The 21,073-nt window shown below is 65.5% G+C and carries 17 protein-coding genes; 6 read left to right on the plus strand and 11 right to left on the minus strand.

The window, feature by feature from the left end; translation table 11 throughout:
* Nucleotides 1-440 precede the first annotated feature (440 nt).
* Nucleotides 441-1,586: a glycosyltransferase gene (locus tag KBW95_RS10375; protein WP_211528191.1), complete on the minus strand. Its 1,146-nt coding sequence runs from the start codon at nt 1,584-1,586 to the stop codon at nt 441-443.
* Between the two features lie 243 nt (nt 1,587-1,829).
* Here KBW95_RS10375 and KBW95_RS10380 point away from each other — a divergent pair, with 243 nt between their 5' ends.
* Nucleotides 1,830-3,002 (plus strand): hypothetical protein, encoded by a 1,173-nt coding sequence (locus tag KBW95_RS10380; RefSeq protein WP_229429665.1) that lies wholly within the window; start codon nt 1,830-1,832, stop codon nt 3,000-3,002.
* A gap of 153 nt (nt 3,003-3,155) precedes the next feature.
* On the opposite strand, the gene KBW95_RS10385 is transcribed toward KBW95_RS10380, so the two are convergent.
* The 3 genes from KBW95_RS10385 to KBW95_RS10395 form a co-directional block, all read right to left on the minus strand.
* Complete coding sequence (locus KBW95_RS10385; RefSeq protein WP_211528192.1) at nt 3,156-4,142, minus strand: fumarylacetoacetate hydrolase family protein; 987 nt, start codon at nt 4,140-4,142, stop codon at nt 3,156-3,158.
* Between the two features lie 40 nt (nt 4,143-4,182).
* Nucleotides 4,183-5,265 carry a phospholipase A gene (locus KBW95_RS10390; protein WP_211528193.1) on the minus strand — a complete coding sequence of 361 codons (1,083 nt, stop codon included), beginning with the start codon at nt 5,263-5,265 and terminating at the stop codon, nt 4,183-4,185.
* Nucleotides 5,266-5,398: 133 nt separating this feature from the next.
* Nucleotides 5,399-6,115, minus strand: coding sequence for a pseudouridine synthase (locus tag KBW95_RS10395; RefSeq protein ID WP_211528194.1), 717 nt, complete (start codon nt 6,113-6,115; stop codon nt 5,399-5,401).
* Between the two features lie 267 nt (nt 6,116-6,382).
* Between KBW95_RS10395 and KBW95_RS10400 the strand changes: the two genes are divergently transcribed.
* Nucleotides 6,383-6,745 (plus strand): hypothetical protein, encoded by a 363-nt coding sequence (locus KBW95_RS10400; protein WP_211528195.1) that lies wholly within the window; start codon nt 6,383-6,385, stop codon nt 6,743-6,745.
* Between the two features lie 252 nt (nt 6,746-6,997).
* Here KBW95_RS10400 and KBW95_RS10405 read toward each other — a convergent pair whose 3' ends face one another.
* From KBW95_RS10405 to KBW95_RS10420, 4 genes are all read right to left on the minus strand, one after another.
* Entirely contained in the window at nt 6,998-7,999 is a 1,002-nt protein-coding gene (locus KBW95_RS10405) for a S49 family peptidase (RefSeq protein WP_211528196.1), read from the minus strand.
* Nucleotides 8,000-8,034: 35 nt separating this feature from the next.
* Nucleotides 8,035-8,406, minus strand: coding sequence for a Rieske 2Fe-2S domain-containing protein (locus KBW95_RS10410; protein WP_211523853.1), 372 nt, complete (start codon nt 8,404-8,406; stop codon nt 8,035-8,037).
* Between the two features lie 2 nt (nt 8,407-8,408).
* Nucleotides 8,409-9,068 carry an HAD-IIIA family hydrolase gene (locus KBW95_RS10415; protein ID WP_211523854.1) on the minus strand — a complete coding sequence of 220 codons (660 nt, stop codon included), beginning with the start codon at nt 9,066-9,068 and terminating at the stop codon, nt 8,409-8,411.
* Between the two features lie 65 nt (nt 9,069-9,133).
* Nucleotides 9,134-10,117, minus strand: coding sequence for an RluA family pseudouridine synthase (locus tag KBW95_RS10420; RefSeq protein ID WP_211528197.1), 984 nt, complete (start codon nt 10,115-10,117; stop codon nt 9,134-9,136).
* Between the two features lie 800 nt (nt 10,118-10,917).
* Here KBW95_RS10420 and KBW95_RS10425 point away from each other — a divergent pair.
* From KBW95_RS10425 to glp, 4 genes are all read left to right on the plus strand, one after another.
* Complete coding sequence (locus tag KBW95_RS10425) at nt 10,918-13,941, plus strand: Rne/Rng family ribonuclease (protein ID WP_211528198.1); 3,024 nt, start codon at nt 10,918-10,920, stop codon at nt 13,939-13,941.
* A gap of 128 nt (nt 13,942-14,069) precedes the next feature.
* On the plus strand, nt 14,070-15,383 hold the full coding sequence (gene chrA, locus KBW95_RS10430; protein WP_211528199.1) for a chromate efflux transporter: 1,314 nt from the start codon (nt 14,070-14,072) through the stop codon (nt 15,381-15,383).
* The gene (moaA, locus tag KBW95_RS10435) at nt 15,376-16,485 is read left to right on the plus strand and encodes a GTP 3',8-cyclase MoaA (RefSeq protein WP_211528200.1); all 1,110 of its coding nucleotides are present in this window, start codon (nt 15,376-15,378) and stop codon (nt 16,483-16,485) included. Before chrA ends, moaA begins: the two co-directional genes overlap by 8 nt.
* A gap of 4 nt (nt 16,486-16,489) precedes the next feature.
* Nucleotides 16,490-18,364 (plus strand): gephyrin-like molybdotransferase Glp, encoded by a 1,875-nt coding sequence (gene glp, locus KBW95_RS10440; RefSeq protein ID WP_211528201.1) that lies wholly within the window; start codon nt 16,490-16,492, stop codon nt 18,362-18,364.
* A gap of 10 nt (nt 18,365-18,374) precedes the next feature.
* Here glp and KBW95_RS10445 read toward each other — a convergent pair whose 3' ends face one another.
* From KBW95_RS10445 to KBW95_RS10455, 3 genes are all read right to left on the minus strand, one after another.
* A complete protein-coding gene (locus KBW95_RS10445) occupies nt 18,375-19,031 on the minus strand; it encodes a PEP-CTERM sorting domain-containing protein (protein WP_211523860.1) in 657 nt (218 codons plus the stop codon).
* A gap of 251 nt (nt 19,032-19,282) precedes the next feature.
* Entirely contained in the window at nt 19,283-20,602 is a 1,320-nt protein-coding gene (locus KBW95_RS10450; protein WP_211528202.1) for a DNA recombination protein RmuC, read from the minus strand.
* A gap of 5 nt (nt 20,603-20,607) precedes the next feature.
* Nucleotides 20,608-20,997: a group II truncated hemoglobin gene (locus KBW95_RS10455; protein WP_211523862.1), complete on the minus strand. Its 390-nt coding sequence runs from the start codon at nt 20,995-20,997 to the stop codon at nt 20,608-20,610.
* Between the last annotated feature and the right edge of the window lie 76 nt (nt 20,998-21,073).

The raw sequence follows: 21,073 nt of genomic DNA on the forward strand, positions 1-21,073 counted from the left end.
TTTCAATTTAATTATTGTGAACATTGGTGAGAATTCACATTTATTAAACCCGACGTATGCGAAGCTTATCGACGACCGGCCGCTCTAAGCGGGCACCCTACAGCTGGATGCGCCGCTTTCGAAAACCTCGCATAGGAAATAATAATTTGAAAAATCAGTTCCGTGATTGAATAAATAATCCAGCTCGCGGTCTATACTTCTTGTTTCAATAACGCCTCGATACCAATATCATTTGAAATCCGCAGGACATGGAATGCGATTTCACTGAAAGCCGTTTTACCGCATTGTTTTGCAAACGGCTTGCAAGAATAAATCGTTTCTGGAAACGCCTTACGAACATGAACTGAAAATAAGACTCTCCTTCACCTTGAATGCACCTAAGGCTGACTAAAGGCATGGCACAACCCGAGCTGGTCAATACGAGTGGCCCTAAACGTTGCTCAGCCAGCCGCGCGGCGACTGGCAGGCTCAAAGTCGAGTTCTTCCTTTGGCTCGACAGCGCCCAGCTGCACATGGCGACCGTGCCTGCCCAGTGACGCCACCCAAGTGTAGCCTGCGCAATACAGCGAGAAACTTGCGATGCCGGCACACGCCAGGAAAGTAGGCAGTTCGAAGAAAATCACTCCACATGCGGCAGGGACCAAGGCAACTACCCAAGCAAAAGGCGACACGGCCGCATTGCGAAGTGGTGCTGGCCATGCAGCGAAATAGCGAGCCGAAATATTCACTTTGATCAGGCTATGCAAATGCCGGCTGTCCGGCAGGCCGGGATGATGCCGGTGCCAGAGCCGACGTGCGATCGTAAATAGTGTCTCGAATACCGGGTAACCGCACGCGAGGAACGGCGCCCAAACCGACACGTTCGGGTTACGGGAAACAAGCATCACCGATATCCAGGCCAGCAGAAAACCGAGCAGATAGGCACCGCCATCGCCAAGGAACAATTTACCGAAGGGGAAGTTGACCAAGAAAAACCCGAAGGTGACGGCACAGATCAGGAAGCACAGCTGTGCCAGGTGCGCATCGCCGCACCCGAGCGCGATCAGCCCCAACGCTCCCATGCTGATCATCAGCGAGCCGCTGGCCAGGCCGTTGAAACCGTCGATGATATTGAGCGCATTGGCGACGCCGCCGACCGCGAAGGCCGTGAACAGGACCGAGAACGGCACCCATGCCAACAGGGCATCCAGCGGTCCGACACCGATATGGCGCAGGCTGGCGTCGGTCAGCCACCAGCACAGCACCCCGCTGGCCATCGTGGCCAGCAGGCGCGCCCGCACCGACACGTTGCGCGTCAGGTCTTCGACCAGTCCGAAGCTGAAGGCGGGCAAGCCGGCCACCAGCACCGGAAACAGCAATTCCTGCTGCGGCTCGGGCAGAAGCGCCAGGGCCAGCCACAGGCCGGCGAAGATGGCCGCGCCACCGATGCGCGGCGTCGGGGTGATGTGGAATTTCTGGACGCCGTGGGTGGCGTCGAGCGAGTAACGTCCGTGCCAGCGCTTCGTCCAGACGAGCAGAAGCGAGCAGACCAGGGTCGCGGCGAAACCAATTCCGAAGCTATCGACTGGCAGGGCAAGATTGTTCATAGAATCACTTTTTGTTATCCCATCAATTCTAGCGCAGACTGCGACAGCAGCAGCCAAATCGTGCGGTGCCTCGCAACGCGCCAAGACCTGGATCATCGCCGACGTTGCTGGGGCGTAAGCGGCTGATTCTAGCGAGTTTGCGATCGTACAATCAACGCGCCCGAAACATCTCCTACTATTTACAGACAATTTGTTACATATTTCCACCGAGAAATCCAGGGAATGAGGCAAAAAGGAGACACGATGGGCTCTCTTACCCGCTGTTTGTCACTCTTCTGCCTGGCGGCCAGCATGGCGCCAGTGCCTGCCCTCGCTCAGCAGCCTGCCGGACTGCTCGACGCCCGCGCCGGCCTGCTGGAAGCGGAAACCCGGCAAGCCATTGCCGAGGCCGAGCGCGCCGAGCTGCTGGCGCGGCTCCCGCCGGCGCAAGCCAAGCCCCTGAGCGGCGCCGTCGACACCCGCCAGTTTGGCGCCGCCGGGCTGGCGCGCGCCTTCGACCTGGCCCTCGAGCTGGCGCAAGAGGTCTGCGCCGTCCTGCCGGCGGACCGCCCCACCCTGCTCTACGACCCGGCCACGGCCCAGGGCATGGTGGCCGCGCGCGCGGTCGAAGCCGCCCTGGTGCGCCTGAGTGAGGACCTGGCGGCGCGCAACCGCGAACTGGCACTTTACATCGAAGCCCACACGCCGGCCGAGGGTGCGCCCCGCGCCCTGCCGCTGGCCTGGCTGGCCGTGCCGCCGGCCACCCTGCGCGCCGCCGCCGACCTGGCCGCCCTGTTCAAGGGCGACACCACCCTGGCCGGCATCGGCTATGGCGAAGGCGCGCGCGCCTTGTTCGCCAGCGCCATGGCGCGCAGCTGCCCGGCGCGGCTGGCGGGCCTGGGCAGCGGCTACCTGGGCGAGCTCGACTGGTCACGCCACGAGCGCCTGCTGGGAAGGGTACGCGCCCTCGGCGGCCACCGCGCCATCCTGGCCCAGCATGCGGAAACCCTGGCCCGGCTGGCCGGCAGCGCCAAGGGAGAACTCAAGAAGGAACTGGCGGCAATGGAAGACGCTGTTCGCGTCCACCTCAAGTCGGTCGACGCCTTCGTCGACTCGCTGAAGGCGGGGGAAGCGAGCGACAAGAGCCCGCTGTTCGTCGCGGCGCGCTACCTGGGGCAGGCCGAGCGCAGCGAAGGAGCGCTGGTGCTGGACGTCGACGTGCGGCTGGAGGGCATGAGCGTGGTGCGCGACAACTTGTTCACGGGGCAGAAGCTGGCGCTGTCGGGGGTCGCTTTCCTCTGGTACCGGCTGCACGAAGCGGACGGGAGGCTGGTGAAGGCGGATGCGCTGAGGCGGATCACACGGCCGGTCGAGGTGAAGCTGGGTGGGAATATGGCTGGAGATGCGTTTTGGGCGGCTGCGCCGGGTGAGCGATAGCGGTGTTCAAACAAACTTGGGTCCCGGCCTTCGCCGGGACGACGGTTTTGAAGTGGCTAGCCGAAACCGGGCTTCCGTTATTCTCGCGCTCTAAATCAAGGTCGTCCCGGCGCAGGCCGGGATCCAAGTCTGGTTGCGTATCACCAGCGCCAATTACTTCTCCAAGCGCTTCACCACCTGCTCGATCGCCCCAAAAATCGACTTCCCCTTCTCATCCAGCATTTCGATCCGGATCGTATCGCCAAAGCGCATGAAGGGCGTCGAGGCCGCCCCATCCGCGATCATCTCCAGGCAGCGCTTCTCGGCGATGCAGGAATACCCGCGCGACGCATCCTTGTTCGACACCGTCCCCGAGCCGACGATGCTGCCGGCGCGCACGTTGCGGGTCTTGGCCAGGTGCGCGACCAGCTGCGGAAAATTGAAGACCATGTCCACGCCCGCATCCGGCTGCCCCACCAGGTGCCCGTTCCACACCGAGCGCAGCGGCAAATGCAGCTTGCCGCCGCGCCAGGCCTCGCCCAGCTCGTCCGGCGTCACCGCCAGCGGCGCGAAGCTGGTGGCGGGCTTGGATTGCAGGAAGCCGAAGCCCTTGGCCAGTTCGTCGGGAATCAGGTTGCGCAGCGAGACGTCGTTGGCCAGCATCAGGAGCCGGATCTGCTGGTGCGCTTCGTCCGGCGTCGCGCCCATGGGCACGTCACCCGTGACCACCGCCACCTCGGCCTCGAAGTCGATGCCCCACTCCTCACGCGCCAGCACGATGTCGTCGTGCGGCCCCAGGAAGTCGTCGCTGCCGCCCTGGTACATCAGGGGATCTTCCCAGAACGAGGCCGGCATCTCGGCGCCGCGCGCACGCCGCACCAGCTCGACGTGGTTGACGTAGGCCGAGCCGTCGGCCCACTGGTAGGCACGCGGCAGCGGCGCCATGCAGCGCGCCGGGTCGAAATCGAAGGGGCGGCGCGCCCTGCCCTCGTTCAGCTGGCGCGAGAGTTCGTCGAGCTGCGGGCCGATGAAGGCCCAGTCGTCGAGCGCGGCCTGCAGGGTCGGTGCGATGCCGTCGGCGATATGGGCGATCTTGAGGTCGCGCGACACCACGGCCAGCTGGCCGTCGCGGGTGCCGTCGTTGAGGGTGGCTAGTTTCATGGGCGCTCCTGTTGGCGGGAGCGCCATTCTACGGGCCCCTTCAATACTTGACCATCACCCCGGCGCCGATACTGCGCTGGAAGTAGTTGTAGTCGATCATGCTCTGCCCGTAGCCGGAGAACCAGTGCAGGTAGCCCTTCAGCGGGCCGGCCACCGGGAAGGCCCAGCCCAGCTGGGTGGCGCCCTTGTGCGTGTGGAAGTTGTGGCGCAGCAGGGCCGACACTTCGTGGCCGCCGTCCAGGCGCCAGGTGCCGGACAGCTCGCCGCGGCCCAGGTAGTCGATGATGTCCGGGTTGTTGTCGTCTTCCAGCGCCTCGTTGACCCGCTTCCACACCCTGGCGGTGACGGACAGCGGCCCGCGCTCCAAGCCCACCTGGGCGTAGAAGCGGTTCCAGCTGCGCGACAGGGTCGAGGACTGGCCGTTCGACTGGTGCACAAAGCCGAGGTTCAGGAAGCGCAGGTTGGCGCCCAGGATACCGACATTCAGCGGCGTCACCACCATGACCTCGGGCGCGTAATTGGTTTCACGGAAGGGGCTCGAGGCTTCGTCGTTGGTCGCCTGCCAGAAGCTGTTCTGGGTATAGCCGAACCAGACGTCGACCGGCTTCTCGAACAGGGTCTCGACCACCTTCATCTTGAAGCCGAGCTGGAACGCCAGCTCCCCTTTCGACAGGCCCTTGTCGATGCCGGCCGCCTCGCGGAACGGCAGGTAAGGCTGGTCGTTGGGGCGGTAGGTGCCGGTGGCGATCAGGTAGTTCGGCCGGTGCGGACGGAAGATGAAGGTGCCGCGCTTGTCCTTGGGGTCCAGCTCCCAGTGGCTGCTCATCGTGTAGCCATTCGCGGCTTCGACGGTGGGGTCGATCGAGGCGGCGGGATCGGCCTCGGCGCTGCGCGGCGGCGGGAAGGCCGAACCGGACGGCGCGACGGCGGCCGGAGCCGCAGCAGCAGCGACCGCCTCCGCCCGCCCGGACTGGGCGGCCGCCAGGCGGTCGAAGCAGGCCAGGCGCTGGACATTGTCGAGGAGCGGCGTGCAGTCCGCCATCGACTGGGGCTGGCTTTGGGCCAGGGCGGAAGCGGAGAATAGGAAGGGAATCAGGGACAGCGTGGAGCGGGCAAGGACCATAGATGAACTTTTCGATAAAACAATAGCGCGACGGCCCTTTCCGGGCCGTCATCCGCCACAAGTGTCGCGGAAATTGCTTATCGATGTCGCACGTGTTGCAGCCGTGCATGCACGGCTGCCGGGCCAGCGCTGCTCAGGCGGGCACGAGCAGGTCGAGCTGGGACTGCTCCAGGAAGCACCATTCGCCTTCGCGCAGGCCGAGGGCGTCCAGGGTCAGGCCGCCGATCTGGGAGCGGTGCAGCGCGCTGCAGTGGTTGCCTGCCGCGGCCAGCATGCGCTTGACCTGGTGATACTTGCCCTGCTCCAGCACGATCTCGAGCTGGTGCTCGTCACGCGGGATGCAGGAGACCGCCTTCAGCGGCGCCGGCTCGTCGTGCAGCTGCACGCCGGCCAGCATCTGCTCGACCAGGGCGTCCGTGACCGGCTCGGCCGTGGTCGCCTGGTAGACCTTGGGCACGTGGCGCTTGGGCGAGGACTGGGCGTGGATGAAAGGGCCGTCGTCCGACATCAGGAGCAGGCCGGTGGTGTCGTGGTCGAGGCGGCCGACAGGCTGCACTTCGCGCCAGGTGAACTGCTCAGGCAGCAGGGTCAGCACGCCGGGGTGGTGGCTGGGTTTGCGCGAGCACTCGTAGTTGGCCGGCTTGTAGAGGGCGATATAGACGCGCTCGCGGTAGCGCCATTCCTCGTCGAAGACGGTCAGGACCAGGTCCTGGGTGTCGAAAGTGGCTTTGAAATTGTCCTGGATCTCGCCGTTGACGGCGACATCGCCGTCCTCGATCAGGGCGCGGCAGTATTTGCGGGTACCGAAACCCTGGGATTGCAGGATGCGGTCAAGGGAGAGTTTACTCATGGGGCGAGACTTTAACAGAAGGGCTGGGGGTGGGAAAGCTGGGGAGTTGGCGAGCCGCCCCATCCACAGTTGGGGCTGCGGGCCATTTGATACTTTCACCCGGCTCAACTGCACGCCAATCCGTTTTCGCGCACCACTCCCCCGCCCAGCATGCAACCGTTCATTTGATAAGCGTCAAGCACCCCAAATTTCCGGTTGATAGACTTCAAAGCGTTAGGAATTTCCCTAATCGCCCTCCGGAATATTTACTCGACATATAGGAAGGCAATGCGCAAGCAGAGGACCACTACCGTGAACGACAATCTCGACACCGGATACCGACAGCCTTCCGCAGCCGAAGCCCATCAGGTACGGCAGCGCGTGGCGTCCAGCCATGCAGCGCTCTTTCCCACCCAGCTGGCGCTGGCGCGCTGGCGCCGTGGCGGCGATCTTCCCCATCTGCATGAGGGCAGCCCGCCCCTGCGCGCCGCCTGGTATGCGCGCGCGGTCCGCGAGCACCAGGCCTGGCTCGACCGGGGCGGCTTCGCCCAGCATGACGATTTCTGCCCCTTGTCCTCCGCTCCCCCGCAGCCGGAACCGGCACGCCCCGCCCTCGACGGCGACGCCCAGCACCTGGGTACCTGCACCTGACATGCATATAAATGGAAACGACGGCCGAAGCCGTCGTTCCCAATCCCGAGGGGGAATCACAACCGTGAGGAATTGAATTCACTCGAAACTGCACGGCAGGTGCAGCGGGTAGCGCTCTTGCGTATCGTCCGATAACGAACAGGCTGGATTTAAGGGTATCGTCCGCCGCGGCAGCAACTACACCCTCACTATAGTCTCTTTGTCACCGGATGCAAGCGAAATCCAGTACAACCGTACTCGGTGTCTCTATTCTTAATGCAACTTCGGCAGGGTCCCGCGGGTGGCCGCCTTGACCGCGTTTTCACCGACCGCCGCACCGAATTTCTTCAGCACGCGCTCCGGCAAGCCTTCATGCGCCGTGTAGTCGACGATGTCCTCGGCCTTGACGATGTCTCGCGCCACCGTGTCGACGGTGCCGAAGCCGTCCGCCAGGCCCATCTCGACCGCCTTGGCGCCGGTCCAGTACAGGCCGGAGAAGGTTTCCGGCGTTTCCTTCAGGCGCTTGCCGCGGCCGGCGCGCACCACCGAGATGAATTGCTGGTGGATCTCGTTGAGCATGGCCTGGGCATGGGCCTTGTGCTTGTCGGATTGCGGGCTGAAGGGATCCAGGAAGCCCTTGTTCTCGCCCGCGGTCATCAGGCGCCGCTCGACGCCCAGCTTTTCCATGGTGCCGGTAAAGCCGAAGCTGTCCATCAGCACGCCCACCGAGCCGACGATCGAGGCCTTGTTCACGTAGATGCGGTCCGCCGCCGAGGCTATGTAATAGCCGCCCGAGGCACAGATCTCGTCCACCACCACGTACAGCGGCTTGTCCGGATAGCCGCGCTTGAGGCGCTGGATCTCGTCGACGATGATGCCGGCCTGGACCGGGCTGCCGCCGGGGCTGTCGATGCGCAGCACCACCGCGGCCGAGCCGGAATCGGAGAAGGCCTTGTTCAGCGAGGGAATCACGGTATCGGCCGCGCCGCTGCCTTCCGCTTCGATCTCGCCGTTAATCTCGATGAGCGCCGTGTGGCGGCCCAGGCTTTCGTCGCCGGTGCCGCCGAAGTTGAAATCGTAATAGGCCCACAGCGCCAGCAGCGCCACGAGCAGGAAACTGAGCTTGAAGAAAATCCCCCAGCGGCGAGCCGCGCGGCGCTCCTGCACGGTGGCGAACACCAGCTTTTCGAGCGTCTCGCGCTCCCAGTTGCTGACCGTCGGGTTGGCGGCAAGGCGGCTGTCGCCCGGGTGATCGTTGCTCGTGTGATCGCTCATAAACTCTGTCGTTATCTGAAGTTCGCCGCAATATTCTATAGTGGGGCCCGGATCTGCTGATCCGGCTGCCAGAAAATCTTTCCATCCTGCTCGACCACGCCGATCGGCAGCAGCCGTCCGCCGCGGCAGGGGCCGCCGGCGCAGCGGCCGCTTTCCGGCTCGTACACGGCGCCGTGCGTCGCGCACATCAGGTACAGGCCGCTCGATTCGAAGAAGTCGCCCTCTTTCCAGTCGAGTTCGATCGGCACATGGGCACAACGGTTCAGGTAGGCATAGGGTTTACCGGCGAAGCGCACCACGAAGCCGGTCGCCGGCTGGCCATAGACCAGCACCGGAAACCTGATCCCCCTGCCGCCATCGACCAACTGGTCGGCATCGCACACGAACAGGCCCGCTTCCGCGCTCATCGCTACGCGTTTTCCATCAGCCAGCCATGCAGTTCGGGGATCGAACGCGCCGAATACAAGGGCTTGCAGGCCTGCAGCTGCTGGACCGGATGGGCGCCGAACTCGACCGCGATCCCCGAGGCGCCGGCATTGTTTGCCATCATCAGGTCGTGGGTGGTGTCGCCGATCATAACGGTACGGCGCAGGTCCTGCCCCAGCTCCCTGGTCAGCTCTTGCAGCATCGCAGGGTGCGGCTTGGAAAATGTCTCATCCGCGCAACGGGTAGCGTCGAAGGTCGACAGCAGGCCGGCCGCGTTCAGGGCGCGGTTCAGGCCCACCCGGCTCTTGCCCGTGGCCACGGCCAGGAAATAGCCTTCGCCGGCAAGTTCGCTCAACATCTCGCGAACTCCCTTGAACAGCACCAGTTCATGATCCTTCGTCAGGAAGTGATAGCGATAGCGCTCGACCATGCGCGGGTAGAGCGCCGGCTCGATGTTCGGCATCACCGCCTGCATCGCTTCCGACAGGCCGAGGCCGATCACGTGGGCCGCCGAGGCGTCGCTGGGAACCGGCAGGCCCAGGTCGCGCGCGGCCGACTGGATGCACTTGACGATGGTCGCCGTGCTGTCCATCAGCGTGCCGTCCCAGTCGAACACGATCAGATCAAATTGTTTTCTTGCCATGTCATGCGGCGGCTCGAGGCCGCCGCTCCCTTCAATATAGTGTGGTCATCGCGGAGGGATGAAGCTCATGCGATCGGTTGCCCCAAGCTTACCAAGAATTTCTCGCACTCCGCCGGGAGCGGTGCGCGCAGGTTCAGCGGCTTGCCGGTGTCCGGATGGGTGAAGGTGATCTGCCAGGCGTGCAGGAACATGCGGCGCAGCGGGCCACGGCCCTCGCCCGCCTTCTGCAGCTGCTTGTTGAGCGCGAAATCGCCATACTTCTCGTCGCCCAGGATCGGGAAGCCGGAAGATGCCAGGTGCACGCGGATCTGGTGCGTGCGCCCGGTCTTGAGCTCGGCTTCGAGCAGGGCGACATCCTGCCACTTGCGCTTCAGGTTGAAGATCGTGTGCGCTTCCTGCCCGCCCGACTGCACCACCACGCGGCGCTCGCCGTCCGGGGTGGTGAACTTGTGCAGCGGCAGCTTGACGTGCTGGCGCTTGTTGACCCAGTCGCCATGGACGGCGGTCAAGTAGCGCTTGTCGGTCAGGCCGTCGCGCATCTGCGCATGCAGGTTGGTCAGGGCGGTGCGCTTCTTGGCGATCAGGAGCAGGCCCGAGGTCTCGCGATCGAGGCGGTGCACCAGCTCCAGGAACTTGGCTTCCGGACGCGCGGCGCGCAGCTGCTCGATCACGCCATACGACACGCCCGAGCCGCCGTGCACGGCGATGCCGGCCGGCTTGTCGATGACGAGCAGGTGGCTGTCCTCGTACACGATGGCGAATTCGGCGCCCGGCGCGGCCTGGGTGCTGGCCTTTTCGGCCAGGCGGATCGGCGGAATCCGCACCACGTCGCCCTCGCCCAGGCGGTACATCTGGTCGATACGGCCCTTGTTCACCCGGACTTCGCCCGAGCGCAGGATGCGGTAAATATGGCTCTTGGGTACGCCTTTGCAAACACGCAACAGGAAATTGTCAATTCGCTGACCGGCTTCTTCTTCGGTGATGGTCACGAACTGCGCTTGGAGTGCCGGCTGTGATGAAGGGGGAACAACATCGTTTTGTATTGCCATTCTCTCTGTCTTCCCAGAAATTCTCTCTAAGTCCTTCATTTTGAATATATAATCGACAGGCGGCGGTCAAACCTCTGCTGGTGTAAGAAATAAAACGATATTTTACACAGGGGCGCGTTCCACCGGCCCCGCCAATGGCAAATTCGGTGGAAAAATAGTGTACGCACACCTAGATGGCGGATCAGGGTTGCACCTGCAGTTGTAATCGGGTCGCGCGTCTGGGTGCAGGATTGGATTGTTTGGATTGTTAAGGATAAGTACCGGCAAGCGGCCCGTGGCGGCTCGCCGGATGATGGTGTCGATAACGCTTGTCGTTTTCGCCCGACCCGATGTAAGCCTCATCCTGAAGGCTTGAGTCAAGGCAGATTGATTTGAAAAAGCTGGAAAAACCCTAGCGGGCGGCCACCGATTGGCCGGGACGCAGTCGCGCGAGGAGCGCGGCGGGCATCGCAGGCCGACAAGCGGCAACGCGCAACACGGTTTTTCCGGAGAATTCATCGCCTGAGTATCGAAGTCCAGGTTTGTTCGCTGGCTAAGGTTTGGCTGGTTGTTGCGCACCGCCCTCCCGGCGCTGTGCCAGTCCCGAAGGGATGGCAGGCGCCCTGGTCGAGGTTGCGGAGTGCGAAGGCAATGACGTTCGGCTCCATTCGCGCCCTGTTGCGGGCAGCGACGCATCGCGTCGCCGCGCCGTACGCCCCGGGCATTACTCCCTCCAACGCTCCCATCTTCGCGTATTCCCTGTACTTCGCCGTTCGCAAGGACGGCAATGACACGGCCCCAGGGTCGCGGAGTTTATAAAAATGAAACGTATGTTGTTTAACGCTACGCAGCAAGAGGAGCTGCGCGTAGCGATCGTCGATGGCCAGAAACTGATCGACATCGATATCGAAACGGCCGGACGCGAACAGCGCAAGTCGAATATCTACAAGGGTGTCATCACCCGCATCGAACCCTCCCTCGAAGCCTGCTTCGTCAGCTACGGCGAAGACCGCCACGGTTTCCTCCCCTTCAAAGAAGTTGCCCGCTCTTATTTCCGTGACGGCGTCGACGTCCGCAACTGCACCATCAAGGAAGCGCTGCGCGAAGGCCAGGAAATCATGGTCCAGGTCGAGAAGGAAGAGCGCGGCAACAAGGGCGCGGCGCTGACCTCCTTCATCTCGCTGGCTGGCCGCTACCTGGTCCTGATGCCGAACAATCCGCGTGGCGGCGGCGTCTCGCGCCGCGTCGAAGGCGAAGAACGCCAGGAACTGCGCGAGACCATGGACAAGCTGGACCTGCCGCAGGGCATGTCGGTCATCGCCCGCACCGCCGGCATCGGCCGCACCGTCGAAGAACTGCAGTGGGACCTGAACTACCTGATGCAGCTGTGGCGCGCGATCGAAGGCGCCGGCAAGTCGGCCCCGGGCGCCTTCCTGATCTACCAGGAATCCTCGCTCGTCATCCGCGCCATCCGCGACTACTTCCAGCCGGACATCGGCGAAGTCCTGATCGACACCGACGACATCTACGAGCAGGCCCAGCAGTTCATGAGCCACGTGATGCCCGACATGGCGCACCGCGTGAAGCGCTACAGCGACGACGTGCCGCTGTTCTCCCGTTTCCAGATCGAACACCAGATCGAGACCGCCTACGCGCGCACCGTGCCGCTGCCGTCGGGCGGCGCGATCGTGATCGACCACACCGAAGCCCTGGTTTCCATCGACGTCAATTCGGCCCGCGCCACCCGCGGCTCGGACATCGAGACCACCGCCTTCAACACCAACTGCGAAGCGGCCGACGAAGTCGCCCGCCAGCTGCGCCTGCGCGACCTGGGCGGCCTGATCGTGATCGACTTCATCGACATGGAAGTGGCCAAGAACCAGCGCGAAGTGGAACAGCGCCTGAAGGACGCCCTGCACCATGACCGTGCACGCGTCCAGATGGGCAAGATCTCGCGCTTCGGCCTGATGGAACTGTCGCGCCAGCGCCTGCGTCCGTCGCTGTCGGAAGGCTCCCACGTGACCTGCCCGCGCTGCTCGGGCACCGGCCACATCCGCGATACCGAATCGTCCGCCCTGCAGGTGCTGCGCATCATCCAGGAAGAGGCGATGAAGGAGAACTCGGCCGCGATCCACGTGCAGGTGCCGGTCGATGTCGCCGCCTTCCTGCTGAACGAAAAGCGCGGCGAAGTGCTCAAGATCGAGAACCGCCACCGCATCACCGTGATCCTGATTCCGAACAAGCATCTGGACACCCCGCACTACAAGCTCGAGCGCATCAAGCACGACGATCCGCGCCTGGAAGACGCCGCCGCCAGCTACACCCTGGCCGAGTCGGCCGACACCGACATGGCCTACGCCAAGCGCCAGAAGGAAGAGCAGAAGCCGCGCCAGGAAGCCGTGGTCAAGACCATCACCCCGGCCCAGCCGGCGCCGATGGTGGACCGCAGCGAAGCCGCCAAGCCGGCCAAGCCGGTGGAAGCGCCTGCCGCCGCCGCACCGGCACCGGCCGCCGCGCCGGCAGAACAGGGCTTCTTCGCCCGCCTGCGCAACTTCTTCCTGGGCGCCCCCGCCGCGCCCGCCCCGGCCCCGGCGCCGGTGCTTGCCGAGAAACCCGCCGCTCCGGCGCCTGCCGAGCGTGGCGGCGACCGTAGCGGCCGTGGCCAGCGTTCGCGCAACGGCCGCTCGGGCGGCAAGCAGCGTGAGGAGCGCGAACCGCGCGAGGCGCGCGAGACCGTCGCCAAGGGCGCGGTGAGCGAGGATGCCGCCAAGGCGCCGGAAGCCGACACCCGTCCGCCGCGCAAGGAGCGCAAGGAACGCCAGCCGCGTGAACCGCGCGAGCAGGTCGAGACCACGGCACGCGCCGAGGGCGCCGAGCAGCGTCCGGAGCGTGGCGAGCGCAAGGAACGCGGCGAACGCCAGGAACGCGCACCGCGCCAGCCGCGTGAGCGTGGCGAACGCGCTAGCGCCCCGGCAGCCGAAGCCAAGGTGGAAGAACTGAAGCAGCCGGTCGCCGTGCCGGAAAGCGAACTGTCGACCTCGACCCCGCACGGCGACGTGCTGGAGCATGCCGTGAAAGTGGCCGTCACCGGGCCGGACGGCGAGGATCTGGACGCCGAAGGCGGCGACGAGCCGCGCCGCCGCCGCCGCCGCGGTGGCCGCAACCGTAACCGCCGCGACCGCGACCAGGCCGAGGGCATCGAGACCGCCGAAGGCGCCACGGAAGCGCCAGCCTTCACGCCGGTAGCGGACGTGGAAGCCGCCAAGGTGGCTGCCGAGTCCAGGAAGCCGGCTGCCGTGAAAGGCGAACCGGGTCCGTGGCCGTTCCCGACCGCCGCGTCGATGGCGGCCGCTGCCCAGCCGAAGGCTGACGTGGCGCCGGCGCCTGCTCCGGTTGCCGCTGTTCCGGCCCCGGCTCCGGTGGAAGCACCGGCCGCAGCGCCGCAGCACATGTTCCCGACCTCGGCGTCGATCGCCGCTGCCCGTGCCGCGGCAGCCGCAGCCGAGCAGGCTGCCGCTGCGCCGGCGCCGGTTGCCGAAGTGGCGCCTGTCGCTGCTCGGGCTCCGGCCCCTGCTCCGGCGCCGGTCGTCGAAGCTGCTCCGGTGGCTGAGCCGGTCGCCGCGCCGGTGGTGGCCTCGGCTCCGGCCCCGGCCGAAGCGCCGATGGACCTGAACGACCTGCTGTCCAAGGCCGGCCTGCAGCTGGCCTCGACCGATCCGGAAAAACTGCGCGCTGCGCAGGAAGCAGCCGCCCAGGCCCCGGAACCAGTGCGCCCGCGCCGCGTCCGCAAGCCGCTGCCGCCGCCAGTGGATGAACCGCTGATCCAGGTGGATACGCGTCAGTGATGCTGATGTGATTTGAAAAGGGAAGCTTCGGCTTCCCTTTTTTATTTTGAGCTGGTGGTTTGCGTGGAAACTTGGGTCCCACCGCAGCCCGTCACCTTACCGAAATACCAACACGCTAAAATACCCGGATGCCCACCCCCATCCCCTTCCGCACCGCCCTGCTCTACTGGCTCAAACTCGGCTTCATCAGCTTCGGCGGCCCCGCCGGCCAGATCGCGCTGATGCACAGCGAACTGGTCGAACGCCGCCGCTGGATCTCCGAACAGCGCTTCCTGCACGCCCTGAACTACTGCATGCTGCTCCCCGGCCCCGAAGCCACCCAGCTGGCGGTCTACATTGGCTGGCTCCTGCACCGCGCACCAGGCGGCATCGCGGCCGGCCTGCTGTTCATCCTGCCCTCGCTGGCGCTGCTGATCGCCCTGTCCTGGATCTACCTCGCCTTCGGCCACCTGCCCGCGATCGCCGGCATCATGGTCGGCATCAAGCCCGCCGTGGTCGCCATCGTGATCGGCGCCGCCTGGCGCATCGGCAGCCGCACCCTGCGCAACTGGGCATTGAGCGCCATCGCCGTCGCCGCCTTCATCGCCATCGCCCTGCTCGACCTGCCATTTCCCCTGATCGTGCTGGGCGCCGCGCTGCTGGGCCTGGCCGGCGGACGCCTGTGGCCGCACCGCTTCCAGCCGGGCGGCGCCCACCCGGGCGAAAGCAGGCACTACGGCCCGGCCGTGCTCGACGACGACACGCCCACGCCCGAGCACGCGCGCTTCAGCCTGCGCCGCCTGGCAACCAGCACGGCCATCGGCTGCCTGCTCGCGCTCGCGTGCTGGCTGCTGCTGGCGCTGCTGTTCGGCCCCCAGGGCACGCTGGCGCGCATGGGCTGGTTCTTCACCAAGGCCGCCCTGATGAGCTTCGGCGGCGCCTACGCCGTGCTGCCCTACGTGGTGCAGGGCGCGGTCGACCAGTACGGCTGGCTCAGCGCGCACCAGATGATCGACGGCCTGGCGCTGGGCGAGACCACGCCCGGCCCGCTGATCATGATCGTCGCTTTCGTGGGCTTCGTGGGCGGCTGGACGCACGCCCTGTTCGGCCCGGAAGCACTGACGCTCGGCGGTATCGCGGGGGCGCTGGTGGCGAGCCTGTTCACCTTCCTGCCCTCCTTCGTGTTCATCCTGGCGGGCGGTCCGCTGGTCGAGTCCGGGCGCGGCAATTTGCGCTGGAGCGCCCCGCTCACCGCCATCTCGGCCGCCGTGGTCGGCGTGATCGCCAGCCTGGCGGTGTTCTTCGGCCAGCATGTGTTCTTCGCTGGCGGGACAGCCCAGCCGGCGGCGATCGCCATCGGCGCGGCCGCCAGCGTGGCGCTGCTGCGCTTCAAGGTCGGGCCGATCAAGCTGATTGCCGCCTGTGCATTGGCGGGGCTCGTGCTATCGTATTGGCATGGCTGAAAAAATTGTCCTGATCAACGACCTGCGCTCGCCGGCGCTGGCGGTGCCGGCCGCGCCGGAGGAGCCCAGCGGGCTGCTCCTGGATGCGCTCGGCCGGCCGCTGCATGACCTGCGCATCTCCGTCACCGACCGCTGCAATTTCCGCTGCGTCTACTGCATGCCGAAAGAGGTGTTCGACAAGGACTACGCCTACCTGCCGCACAGCGCCTTGCTCTCGTTTGAAGAAATCGCGCGCGTCGCGAAAGTGTTCGTGGCGCATGGGGTCGAGAAGCTGCGCCTGACCGGCGGCGAGCCGCTGCTGCGCAAGGACCTGGAGCGCCTGATCGCCATGCTGCGCGCCATCCCGACGCCCACCAAGCGCCCGCTCGACCTGACCCTCACCACCAATGGTTCGCTGCTGGCGCGCAAGGCGCGCGCGCTGAAGGATGCGGGCCTGGACCGCGTCACGGTCTCGCTCGACGCGCTCGACGATGCGATGTTCAAGCGCATGAACGACGTCGACTTCTCGGTGTCCGACGTCCTGCACGGCATCGACGCGGCGCACGCCGCGGGCCTCGGCCCGATCAAGATCAACATGGTGGTCAAGGGCGGCACCAACGACGGCGAGATCCTCCCGATGGCGCGGCACTTCAAGGGCTCGCCCTTCATCCTGCGCTTCATCGAATACATGGACGTGGGCGCCTCGAACGGCTGGAACATGCAGGAAGTCGTGCCCTCCAGCGAAGTGGTGCGCCGCATCTCCAGCGAACTGCCGCTGGCGCCGATCGATCCGAACTACAGCGGCGAAACCGCCGCGCGCTGGCGCTACCTGGACGGCGGCGGCGAGATCGGCGTCATTTCCAGCGTCACCCAGGCCTTCTGCCGCGACTGCACGCGCCTGCGCCTGTCGACCGAGGGCAAACTCTACACCTGCCTGTTCGCCACCCGCGGCCACGACCTGCGCGCCCTGCTGCGCGAAGGCCGTTCGGACCTCGAGATCGCGGGCGCCATCGCCCAGCTGTGGAAGCTACGGGCGGACCGCTATTCCGAAACGCGCACCGTGGATACCAGCGGACTGGCGAACAGCGCACGCAAAGTCGAAATGTCGTATATCGGCGGATAATACAATGGACAAGAATCTGATCAGCGGCCTGATCCTGGCCGGCGGGCGAGGCTCGCGCATGGGCAACGTCGACAAGGGCCTGCAGCCCTTCCGCGGCTCGACCATGGTGGCGCAGGTGCTCGAACGCCTGGCGCCGCAAGTCGGCAGCGTGGGCATCAACGCCAACCGCAATCTCGACACCTACGCCGCGCTCGGCGTGCCCGTCTGGGCCGACGAAACGCCCGACTTCGCCGGGCCGGTGGCCGGCCTGGAAGCGGGCCTGCGCCATTGCGCCACGCCCTTCCTGCTGGCCGTGCCCTGCGACTCGCCTTTCCTGCCGTACGACCTGGCCGAGCGCCTGCTGACGGCCCTCGAGGAGAACGAGGCCGACGTCGCCTTCGCGGCCACCCGGGAAGCGGGTATGCGCGTCCAGGCCCACCCCGTCTTCTGCCTGGTGCGAAGCAGCCGCCTGCCGGTGCTCTCCACCTATCTGGCGGAAGGCGGACGGCGCGTGGACGGCTGGTACAAGGAATTGAAATCGGTCGAGGTGCTGTTCGAGGATGCGGACGCCTTCCGCAACATCAACACGCTCGACGAACTGCAGGGCCTGGACGACACCCTGCCCCCGACCCTGGCGAAAGTGGCCAGCTGCATCGACGGCTACGATCCGGACGCCCTCAGCGTGCGCGGCGCCCAGCGCATCATCCGCGACTTCGTGCAGCCGGTGCACTCAAGGGAAATGGTCGCCCTGCGTGCGGCGCTCGGACGGGTGCTGGCGCGCGACCTGGTCTCGCCGATCAACGTGCCGGCCCACGACAACTCGGCGATGGATGGCTACGCGCTGCGCGGGAGCGACCTGCCGGGCGAGGGTGTCGCTTCGCTGCGCGTCATTGGCGTCGCTTATGCAGGCAAGCCTTCCGGCCTCGTGCCCGGACCGGGCGAATGCGTGCGCATCATGACGGGCGGCGTCATGCCCGAAGGCTGCGACAGCGTGCTGCCGCAGGAATTCGTCGAACAGGAAAGCGAAGACGCGATCACGCTCCGCGCCGGCGTCATCAAGCCCGGCGACAACCGCCGCTTCGCGGGCGAGGACCTGAAGCTGGGCAGCGCCGCCCTTAAGACGGGCCGCATCATCCGCCCGGCTGACCTGGGACTGATCGCCTCGCTCGGCATCGCCGAAGTGCCGGTGCAGCGCCGCCTGCGCGTGGCCTTCTTCTCGACCGGCGACGAACTGCGCTCGATCGGCGAAGGCCTCGACGAAGGCTGCGTCTACGACAGCAACCGCTACACGATCTACGGCATGCTGCAGCGCCTTGGCTGCGACATCGTCGACATGGGCATCGTGCGCGACGATCCGGACGCGCTCGAAGAAGCGCTGCGCAGCGCCTGCGAGAACGCGGACGCGATCGTCACCTCGGGCGGCGTGTCGGTGGGCGCGGCGGACTACACGAAGCAGGTGATGGCGCGCCTCGGCGACGTCACCTTCTGGAAGATCGGCATGCGGCCCGGACGGCCGCTGGCCTTCGGCCGCGTGAGTTCGAACGGCCGCAGCGCCTTCCTGTTCGGGCTGCCTGGCAATCCGGTGGCGGTGATGGTGTCCTTCTACTTCTTCGCGCGCGAAGCGCTGCTGCGCATGATGGGGGCGGAAGCGCCGCTGCCGCTCCTGAAGGCGCGCTCTGGCGGAGCAATCCGCAAGAAGCCGGGCCGCACCGAATACCAGCGCGGCATCGTCGCGCCGGGCGCCGACGGGATGCCGGAGGTACGCATTACGGGCTCGCAGGGCTCGGGCATCCTGCGCTCGATGTCGGAGGCGAACTGCATGGTGGTGCTGCACGACGAACAGGGGAATGTCGCCACTGGCGACATGGTCGACATCCTCCCGTTCGAAGGCCTCGTTTAAGAGGGCCGCGTCAGCGGCTGCCGCTCGTCACGATCGACAGGTTGTCGACCACGAGATCGTAGCTGGTGAAGCCGTAGAGGAAGCCCGGCACGAAGGTCGTGAACGCGATCTCGTCGACGCCGGCCAGCACGTCGGCGAAGCTGCGTCCCGGCGGCAGCGACACGTCGCCCGAGCCGAGGCCGCCCCAGCCGGCGGGCATGGCGGTGGCGCGCGTATCCGGAATCGTCACCTGCATGCGCTTCCAGGTCCCCTTGTTGCTGATGGTGCCGAGCTTGTACCACACGGCGGTGTAGGGCATGCCGTTATACGGATTGTCGTAGTCGCGCAGTTCGACCACCAGTTCGCGTTCGACTTCGCGTCCACGGAAGCGGATCGAATTCACGTTGATGTCCAGCCCGATCGTCACCGATTGCACCGAGCCGAAATTGCCGACGAAGGCCGGGTTCTCCCGGTTGACCCATTCCAGGCCGAAGGTCTCGGGATGGACCGTGTACAAGGCTGGACCGTATTTATTGCCGGGCGTCGAACTGATGTAGGACGCCGCGCTGCCGGATGGCCCGACCCAGCCCTCGTAGCCTTTCGAAAATGTGACCGTGGTGCTGGACGGTCCGGCCAGGGCCAGGCTGGAAACGAAGGACAACAGGAATGCCGCACATGCTTTGTTCATGGAGTCTCCTTATGGGGTTTCACGCGTAAAGACAATGCCTCTTGGGCAAGCCATACTGCGTTTCCTGCTGAACAGTTGTCAAAGGTGCGAAGGTAAAACTTTGTACCGATATGTATTTCGCAACACGACAAAATTCGGAAAGAATTTTCCGGATTTTTGTCGTATTGGAGGGTGAAATACCTGTCTCACCTCTTCTTTTAGGAAGAGGCGAAAATGGCAAAAAGAGAGGGATGGCGCGGCTGAGCCAGCCTTCAGTCTTCGTGGGACGCGGGATCGCCCAGCATCAGCTGCGCCGCTTCGCTCGGCAGTGCCTCGACGGATTTCAGCTTACGCGCCATCTGGCGGCTGCGCACTTCGGCCGTTTCGATGTTGCGGGCCGCTTTTTCCAGGGTCGCCTTGGTGGTGGCCAGCACGTCGCCGAACTTGGTGAATTCGGTCTTCACCGCGCCCAGCACCTGCCACACCTCGGACGAGCGCTTTTCCAGCGCCAGGGTGCGGAAGCCCATCTGCAGGCTGTTGAGCAGCGCGCTCAAGGTCGACGGCCCGGCGATGGTCACGCGCAGGCTGCGCTGCAGGTCGTCCGCCAGCCCGGGGCGGCGCATCACTTCCGCATACAGGCCCTCGGTCGGCAGGAACAGGATGGCAAAGTCGGTCGTCTGCGGCGGCGACACGTATTTTTCGCAGATGGTCTTGGCCTCGCCGCGCACCGCGCGCTCCAGCTCCGCGCCGGCGCGCGCCACCCCCTCTGCGTCCGCGCATTCGGCCGCTTCCAGCAGGCGTTCGTACTGCTCCTTCGGGAACTTGGCGTCGATCGGCAGCCACAGCGGCGGGCCGCCATCGACCACGCCCGGCAGCTTGATCGCGAACTCGACGCGCGCGTTCGATCCCGCCACCGTCTCCACGTTCTTGGCGTATTGATCGACCGTGAGCACCTGCTCGAGCAGCATCTCGAGCTGCACTTCGCCCCAGGTGCCGCGCGTCTTGACGTTGGTGAGCACGCGCTTGAGGTCGCCCACGCCGATGGCCAGCTGCTGCATCTCGCCCAGGCCTTGGTGCACCTTTTCCAGCCGCTCCGACACCTGGCGGAAGGATTCCGTCAGGCGCGTCTCGAGCGTGGCGTGCAGCTTCTCGTCCACGGTCTGGCGCATCTCTTCCAGGCGCTTGGCATTGTCGCTCTGCAGGTCGCGGATCTTGGTTTCCAGCGTGCCGCGCACTTCCAGCATGCGCTGGGCGTTCGACTCCGTCAGGCTGGCCAGGGTCTGCTGCATGGTGTCGGCGAAGCGCTTGAGCGCGCGCGCCTGCTCCTCGCGGCCGCTCGACGAATGCAGCTGCATCTGCTGGCGCATGCTGTCGAGCTGCTGGACGGTGGCGGCGTGGTACTGGCCCATGTGGGACGCCATTTCCTGGCGCGTGCCCTGGGCGCTCGCTTGCAGCTCCTGGCGCAGTTCGCGCTCGACGCGCTCGAAGTGGCGGCTGTCGTCGCTCCCATTGCGCGCGCGCAGCAAGAGCATGACCTGCAGGCCCGCGACGACGGCGACGCCCAGCAGGATCAGTAATTCAGCGGTGCTCATGGCGGTCAGTCGGCCTTGTTCCGCATCCAGTCGGCGGTGTGGTAGAAGGATTGCATCAGGCGCAGGCGCAGCTCGTCGTCCCAGCCCAGGTCTTCCATCGCCCAGGCCATGGCGCGCAGCCACTGGTCGCGCTCCTTGGTGCCGATCGCGAAAGGCAGATGCCGCGCGCGCAGGCGCGGATGGCCGTAGCGTTCGATGAAGAGGTCGGGTCCGCCCATCCAGCCGGACAGGAACATGAACAGCTTCTCGCGCGAGCTGTCGTTGGGTTGGGGGTGCATCGCGTGGATGCCGGCGAATTCCGGCTCCAGCTCCATCAGGTCGTAAAAGCGGTCGACCAGTTCGCGCAGGCGCTCGGCGCCGCCGATGACTTCGTACAGGGTTTGCGGTTCAGACATGCCGCCATGATAGCGCAGCCGCGGGGGGGGGGGGGGGGGGGGGCCCACGGGGTTTTTTGTATAAAAAAAAAAAACA

This window comes from Massilia sp. ZL223 (assembly GCF_018119395.1).
GTDB lineage: Bacteria > Pseudomonadota > Gammaproteobacteria > Burkholderiales > Burkholderiaceae_D > Telluria.

Coding starts and splice junctions, on each gene's coding strand:
- KBW95_RS10375 (WP_211528191.1), bottom strand. CDS start 1,586: ATGAACAATCTTGCCCTGCCAGTCGATAGCTTCGGAATTGGTTTCGCC.
- KBW95_RS10380 (WP_229429665.1), top strand. CDS start 1,830: ATGGGCTCTCTTACCCGCTGTTTGTCACTCTTCTGCCTGGCGGCCAGC.
- KBW95_RS10385 (WP_211528192.1), bottom strand. CDS start 4,142: ATGAAACTAGCCACCCTCAACGACGGCACCCGCGACGGCCAGCTGGCC.
- KBW95_RS10390 (WP_211528193.1), bottom strand. CDS start 5,265: ATGGTCCTTGCCCGCTCCACGCTGTCCCTGATTCCCTTCCTATTCTCC.
- KBW95_RS10395 (WP_211528194.1), bottom strand. CDS start 6,115: ATGAGTAAACTCTCCCTTGACCGCATCCTGCAATCCCAGGGTTTCGGT.
- KBW95_RS10400 (WP_211528195.1), top strand. CDS start 6,383: ATGCGCAAGCAGAGGACCACTACCGTGAACGACAATCTCGACACCGGA.
- KBW95_RS10405 (WP_211528196.1), bottom strand. CDS start 7,999: ATGAGCGATCACACGAGCAACGATCACCCGGGCGACAGCCGCCTTGCC.
- KBW95_RS10410 (WP_211523853.1), bottom strand. CDS start 8,406: ATGAGCGCGGAAGCGGGCCTGTTCGTGTGCGATGCCGACCAGTTGGTC.
- KBW95_RS10415 (WP_211523854.1), bottom strand. CDS start 9,068: ATGGCAAGAAAACAATTTGATCTGATCGTGTTCGACTGGGACGGCACG.
- KBW95_RS10420 (WP_211528197.1), bottom strand. CDS start 10,117: ATGGCAATACAAAACGATGTTGTTCCCCCTTCATCACAGCCGGCACTC.
- KBW95_RS10425 (WP_211528198.1), top strand. CDS start 10,918: ATGAAACGTATGTTGTTTAACGCTACGCAGCAAGAGGAGCTGCGCGTA.
- chrA (WP_211528199.1), top strand. CDS start 14,070: ATGCCCACCCCCATCCCCTTCCGCACCGCCCTGCTCTACTGGCTCAAA.
- moaA (WP_211528200.1), top strand. CDS start 15,376: ATGGCTGAAAAAATTGTCCTGATCAACGACCTGCGCTCGCCGGCGCTG.
- glp (WP_211528201.1), top strand. CDS start 16,490: ATGGACAAGAATCTGATCAGCGGCCTGATCCTGGCCGGCGGGCGAGGC.
- KBW95_RS10445 (WP_211523860.1), bottom strand. CDS start 19,031: ATGAACAAAGCATGTGCGGCATTCCTGTTGTCCTTCGTTTCCAGCCTG.
- KBW95_RS10450 (WP_211528202.1), bottom strand. CDS start 20,602: ATGAGCACCGCTGAATTACTGATCCTGCTGGGCGTCGCCGTCGTCGCG.
- KBW95_RS10455 (WP_211523862.1), bottom strand. CDS start 20,997: ATGTCTGAACCGCAAACCCTGTACGAAGTCATCGGCGGCGCCGAGCGC.